A 5894-nucleotide genomic window follows, 5' to 3' on the forward strand; every position below is an offset into this window, starting at 1 on the left:
CATCATCAGCACATTTGTTTACGAGTTGAGTTTCGCCGTATCCTTTGCCGGTTAATCGGTCAGGATTTAACGCCATTTTTAACTAGCCAGTCGATGGTTGCTTTGGCTCTTCTTTGCAGATAGTGCTTCATTGTATTTGAAGGTTTGTCTGCTGTCCGTATGAGATCGGATGTCGATTTTCATGGTTGGATTCTGATTCAATACATCTAATATTTTTTCTAAATCCAGAGCTGCTTCTTGCTCTGATATTCGATTTGTCTAAATCGAAATAAATCATTTTGATTCCAAAACATTTACCCAGATCATCACCAACGGCCACTTTACATATTTCTTTTGTCATTGCTATAGGTAAATATGTTTTTCCGGTTGTTGCTGTCTGATAGTGATTTTTTCTTCTTTGGTGGTGTACTCTGGTTTTTCAGCTCTTACATTGTAACGTCTTTCCACACTCAACAGCAAAGCTATAGTTTCCTTTTTCATCAGAAGTACCAGTATTGACATTACCTTAAACTGATTATCGTATACGGTTATTTTAGCGTTAGCGAGTAGTTCACCTGTTTTGACATCGGTGATTGTCACCATAAAGGCGTTGCTCGCAAATAAGTCTTCTTGTTTCTAAAAATGTATAAATATCATCATAACCTTGACCTCCGTCTCTATTGGAAGAGAAAAAGCCTCTTCGTGATTTGGTATCGATTAAATACGCAAAATCATCTTTAGGAGAGTTGACATCGGCCCCTACATTTTGCACTTCGCTCAAAGTTCCCTCTCCACTTATTTTAGACATAAAAACATCCAATCCTCCAAGTCCAGGATGTCCATCAGATGCAAAGTAAATTTCATTTTCATTATTAATAAAAGGGAAAGTTTCTCTTACCTTCGGTATTAATTGTATTGTCCTAAATTTTGCAGGTGTTCCAAAAGTACCATCCTCATTTATGGTTACTTTGAACAAATCAGACTGTCCTAATGTTCCAGGCATGTCAGAGGCAAAATACAATGTTTTTCCATCGGGGCTTAGTGCGGGATGTGCTGTACTGTAATTGTCACTATCAAAAGGGAGTTCAGTTACATTAGTCCATTTGTCATTCTCTAGAGTGGCTTTGTATATTTTGATTAAAGTTATTTTATTTCCATCTTTTCCTTTTTTTCCATCCAGATAGTTGTTTCGTGTAAAGTACATAGTTTTTCCATCAGCTGCTAAAAGTAGGAGTGGACTCATGAAACTTCGAGTTTATGGTCCCATCAAACTTTTTTGGCTTATTAGCACCCGGTGTTAGGTCTGCATCCTAAATCAGCCGATGTATAAGTTTGTGAAATACTGATTGGTCCATTTGTGCTTTCGTTGTCCAAGACTTCCTGTATCTCTAGCCGAAGCAAAAACTAATTTATTCGAATATAGTAGCAGTCCCATAATCGGAATAGATCGAATTGATTCCCGCATCTTCAACAGTTGTACCTTCCAGAATTTGCTTTTATGGCTTGTAGATAGTTGGTATTTTGTTTAAATAGCTTGGCTCTGCCATCGCTTCCTGATTTTTGGCTGAACAGTTCCATCACCTCATTGGCCTTATCATTTTGATCGATTGCTCTTAAAGACTGCGCATAGCGATAATAATATTCGGGTTCCAAAGTCGAGGTGTCCATAGCAAACAATTCTCCATACCATGTGGCGGCTTTATCGAACTCGTGCATTAAAGTAGTAAGCGTTTCCCAACTTTTGGAACATATCTAGCTGATTTATATCCTTTCTCAGCAACTCTTTCATAGGTTTTGATGGCGTCTACATAGGCATAGCCCTCATACTTTTTATCGGCTAGTGGCCAACTTTGCTTTTTGGGCATAAATGTTAATGGAAAAAACACTTACTATTGTTATGTAAAGGAGTATATTTTTTTTCATAATAATTGTTTTTAGAAGAACTCTTGGAGTTGTAATATCGTTATTTTCGATTCTTTTTATCTTTTATTGCCCCTGATTTTTGTTTTAATTTTTCCAATATTTCATTAGATATCATTTTGACCAATAAATAGTAAACACTTAGCATATTGATAGTGATATCCAGGTTCTAAATCATTGCTTATGGCAAATAATTCACAATACCATTTAGCAGCTTTGTAAACTGCATTTGAGTCGTAGGAATCTCCAAGTTTTTTAAATAAATCTACAGATCTATATCCTTTTTCAGCAATCCTTTCATAAGTTTTGATGACATCTACATAAGCATATTTATCACTCATTTTATCCGTTACATAAAATTTAGCATCTTGTGCATTTCCTTTAAAAGAAACAAGACATATTATTGTTATGTAAAAGAATATAATTTTTTTCATATACTGAATCTCTAGAAGAATCTAGGAGTTATAATTTTATCATTATTTTTAAATATTTCATAACGTAAAAATATTTCATGAGAACCAGAACTGTAGTTATTCAAATTAGTGGTTTCATGATCATAACCATATCCTATATACATTCCGTCAGTAACTTGAAACCCAACCATCGCACTTATTGCAGCAGACCATCTATAGGCTAGACCTACAACAAATTTATCATTGAACATAAAGTTCCCTGATACATCCATTTGAAGTGGAGCTCCCCCAACGACTTTAGTCAAAAATGCGGGTTTGAATTTTATGGATTCATTGACATCAAATGCGTAACCTGCGATTAAATAGTAATTAATTTTTTCTTTAAAAATGGCAACTTCATTGTCGTCATAGCGATTGCTTTCAATGAAATTAGGTATTGAAAACCCGACATAAGCCTTGTCAGAATGCCAATAAACCCCAGCTCCAATATTAGGGGTAAATTTATTATTGAAATCATCGTATGACTTGGATCAGCATCGAGCTGGATTCAATCGGTTGACATCCAAATTGAAACAAGTTAGCAGTTGCTTTTATTCCAAAAGAGAGCTTAAAAGTTTCAGAAGTAGGAACCGTGTAGGATACATCAGTAGAAATTGTATTCTCTGTAGTAGGTCCAATTTTATCATTAATATAATCGATACCCCTAAACCTAAATTACTTTCGTTTAAGGGTGTATTGACAGAGGCAACATTGGTAACAGGAGCTCCATCTAGTCCTACCCATTGTGTACGGTGTAGCGCAAAAATACTGAAAGCGCCTCTTGATCCCGCATAGGCAGGATTAATATTGATGGTGTTGTACATGTATTGAGTAAATTGAGCATCTTGTTGTGCATAACTTACAAAGGCTGTAAACATCAAAACGAAAGAAAATAATTTTGTTTTCATAGTAGATATTTATTATCTTGAATTAGCTATCGACTCTTTAAGAGAGTAATCACTTTAGTTCGATTTGATAAAGTTTCAGTTGGTTATTTTATAAGATGCTAAAGGTAGTTTTTTAATTATAAAATACCTGAGGATTTTTTTAATCTCAGGTATTAGATTATTTATTTGGTTAAGTATAAATATCCGTCTTTTTTGTTGGTTATAGTTTTTCCATGTACCGTCAACGAGATGTATAACTCAAGATGTAAAAATATGTTCCTGTTGGTAATCCACGCAGATTGTTGAATAGTAGATCTACCAGCAGAAATACCTTCAAAAGCATTACTCGTATTATTATATCCTTTAGTTTCATATACTAATACGCCCCATCGGTTATAAATCTCTACTGTATTATCTGGATAACAAACGGTATCATCAATATTATCGATTACGAATTTTTCATTAATTCCATCACCATTTGGAGAGAATGCGTTGTGAACCACTACAGGTCCACAAGCTAATACAATCCTCCACAACCAGTATTTACCGTCATAGTTACTCTAATTGTTCTTGGACAAGTGGCATCATTAACTTTATATTCAAAAGTGTAATCTCTTACTGAAAGCCCAACAGCGTTAAGTATGCTTCCCTGTAGAGCCACCTGAATTATTCACATCTACCCAAGTTCCGTTTAGTAGGAGTTCCAGCTGGTAATAAATTATTCAAATTGGTTGTCGTCGTTTCTCCATCATTACAGATCGCGCTGCTTATTAAAACGTTGCTATTGGCAATAGTGACATTGATAATTTGAGTAAAATCAGAAGTATTTCCACAAGTGTCAGACACCAACCATTTTCTAACAATTGAATACGAGTTATCTGTTCGGTTTATGATGTTTTCAGTAAAAATAGGAGTAGAGACAGTTGAACAATTATCTACAAATACAAGTTCAGGCTTAGCTGGAATTGCATCACAATTTACATTAAGAGGTGTTGTAAAAGCAGTGTTGGTAGTTGGTCCTGTTTTATCTATCACATTAATCGTTTGAGTCGCTGTTGTTTTATTTCCGCAAGTATCAGTAGCCGTCCAAGTTCTGTTAACTGAATAGGAGCCAGTACATGATCCCCGCGAGTAGTCACATCAACAGAAGTCAATTTTACATCTGCACCACAATTATCAGTTGCAGTTGCCACTGCAAACTCTAGAAATTGCAGCACAAGAGATAGTTGAAACAGCAGGTAAAGGAGTAATAACAGGCGCTGTTGTATCTTGAATGGTAATGATTTGAGTAAAGACTTCAGAAGTATTTCCACAATCATCAGTGGCGGTTAGGTCTGGTTCCAGAATAAGAACCAGCACATTGACCGTTTGTAGTCACATCTGCGAAAGTCAGAGTTACAGTTGAACCACATCCATCAGTTGCAATTGCTTGAGTAAATTCAGGCGTTGCAGGGCAAGAGATTGTTGACGCAGAAGGTAACGAAGTAATAACTGGAGCAACTGTATCTTGAATATTTATGGTTTGTGAAGCCGTAGCAGTATTTCCACAAGTATCAGTAGCAGTCCAAGTTCTCGTTACAGAATAAGAACCAGCACATTGACCGTTTGTAGTCACATCTGCGAAAGTCAGAGTTACAGTTGAACCACATCCATCAGTTGCAATTGCTTGAGTAAATTCAGGCGTTGCAGGGCAAGAGATTGTTGACGCAGAAGGTAACGAAGTAATAACTGGAGCAACTGTATCTTGAATGTTTATGGTTTGTGAAGCCGTAGCAGCATTTCCACAAGCATCAGTAGCAGTCCAAGTTCTCGTTACAGAATAAGAACCCGCACATGATCCATTTGTAGTCACATCTGCGAAAGTCAAAGTTACAGTTGAACCACAACCATCAGTTGCAATTGCTTCGTAAATTCAGGCGTTGCAGGACAAGAGATAGTTGACACGAAGGTAACGCAACAATGACTTGGAGCAGTTGTATCTTGAACATTTATAGTTTGTGAAGCTGAAGCAGTATTTCCACAAGCATCAGTAGCAGTCCAAGTTCTCGTTAAAGTATAGTTGTTGGCACCATCACCATCGGTTCTAACTTCCCCAAGATAAGCTACTTGGTGTGGCATCACAATTATCTGTTGCATTTATGTTTACTGCTATTTCTACCGCAGGTATTGCATTACATTCAACAGTTACATTCGCAGGCACACCTGCCAATATAGGTGGAGTAGTACTTTCAACGGTAATGGTTTGCACTAATTTAGTTACATTGCCACCACAATCGGTCAAAGTGTAGGTTCTAGTTAAGATGTATGGGTTTCCTTTTACAACGGAAGCGTCATTGTTGGAATCAGAAACAATAACGTTTACCGTTCCGCTACAGTTATCGGTTTCATCAATTATAGCATTAATATCTGCAGGAGGTATGTCAGCAATACATTGTAAACCAGTAATATCAGTAGGTGCTGTTGCTGTCGGTGCAATAGTATCATCAATAGTATAAGTATAAACCCAGTCGTGTGTGTTTCCTTCACAATCGGTAAATTTGTAAGTATAAGTTACATTGCCCTCACAGGCAGGAGTTTCAGAAATCACAGCAGGAGAAGCTGTTAAAGCGTTCCCGCAATTATCGGTAACCACAGGAAGAGTCGGAGCAACGATATC

Annotated in this window: 9 protein-coding genes and 2 pseudogenes; 1 reads left to right on the forward strand and 10 read right to left on the reverse strand. The window is 36.6% G+C overall.

Annotation, left to right across the window (positions count from 1 at the left end; all coding sequences use genetic code 11):
* Positions 1-342: 342 nt before the first annotated feature.
* From ACXX83_RS27995 to ACXX83_RS28030, 8 genes and pseudogenes are all read right to left on the reverse strand, one after another.
* Positions 343-480, reverse strand: coding sequence for a hypothetical protein (locus ACXX83_RS27995; protein WP_502318154.1), 138 nt, complete (start codon positions 478-480; stop codon positions 343-345).
* A gap of 70 nt (positions 481-550) precedes the next feature.
* Positions 551-1222, reverse strand: a complete 672-nt coding sequence (locus tag ACXX83_RS28000; protein WP_502318155.1) for a TolB family protein — start codon at positions 1220-1222, stop codon at positions 551-553.
* Between the two features lie 224 nt (positions 1223-1446).
* On the reverse strand, positions 1447-1695 hold the full coding sequence (locus tag ACXX83_RS28005; RefSeq protein ID WP_502318156.1) for a hypothetical protein: 249 nt from the start codon (positions 1693-1695) through the stop codon (positions 1447-1449).
* A gap of 311 nt (positions 1696-2006) precedes the next feature.
* The gene (locus ACXX83_RS28010; RefSeq protein ID WP_502318157.1) at positions 2007-2333 is read right to left on the reverse strand and encodes a hypothetical protein; all 327 of its coding nucleotides are present in this window, start codon (positions 2331-2333) and stop codon (positions 2007-2009) included.
* Between the two features lie 11 nt (positions 2334-2344).
* Positions 2345-2815 (reverse strand): annotated as a pseudogene (locus ACXX83_RS28015) (PorP/SprF family type IX secretion system membrane protein); the annotation flags it as partial.
* A 10-nt stretch (positions 2816-2825) separates the two neighbouring features.
* On the reverse strand, positions 2826-3011 hold the full coding sequence (locus tag ACXX83_RS28020) for a type IX secretion system membrane protein PorP/SprF (RefSeq protein ID WP_502318164.1): 186 nt from the start codon (positions 3009-3011) through the stop codon (positions 2826-2828).
* 2 nt (positions 3012-3013) lie between these two features.
* Positions 3014-3259: pseudogene (locus ACXX83_RS28025) on the reverse strand (PorP/SprF family type IX secretion system membrane protein); the annotation flags it as partial.
* A gap of 161 nt (positions 3260-3420) precedes the next feature.
* Entirely contained in the window at positions 3421-3741 is a 321-nt protein-coding gene (locus tag ACXX83_RS28030; RefSeq protein ID WP_502318159.1) for a T9SS type B sorting domain-containing protein, read from the reverse strand.
* A 332-nt stretch (positions 3742-4073) separates the two neighbouring features.
* Between ACXX83_RS28030 and ACXX83_RS28035 the strand changes: the two genes are divergently transcribed.
* Positions 4074-4286, forward strand: a complete 213-nt coding sequence (locus tag ACXX83_RS28035) for a hypothetical protein (protein WP_502318160.1) — start codon at positions 4074-4076, stop codon at positions 4284-4286.
* 270 nt (positions 4287-4556) lie between these two features.
* On the opposite strand, the gene ACXX83_RS28040 is transcribed toward ACXX83_RS28035, so the two are convergent.
* Both ACXX83_RS28040 and ACXX83_RS28045 read right to left on the reverse strand, forming a co-directional pair.
* Positions 4557-5150, reverse strand: coding sequence for an HYR-like domain-containing protein (locus tag ACXX83_RS28040; RefSeq protein ID WP_502318166.1), 594 nt, complete (start codon positions 5148-5150; stop codon positions 4557-4559).
* Between the two features lie 171 nt (positions 5151-5321).
* The coding region (locus ACXX83_RS28045; protein WP_502318162.1) for an HYR-like domain-containing protein at positions 5322-5894 on the reverse strand (573 nt) is incomplete at its 5' end.

This window comes from Pseudomonas sp. GNP012, assembly GCF_054343835.1.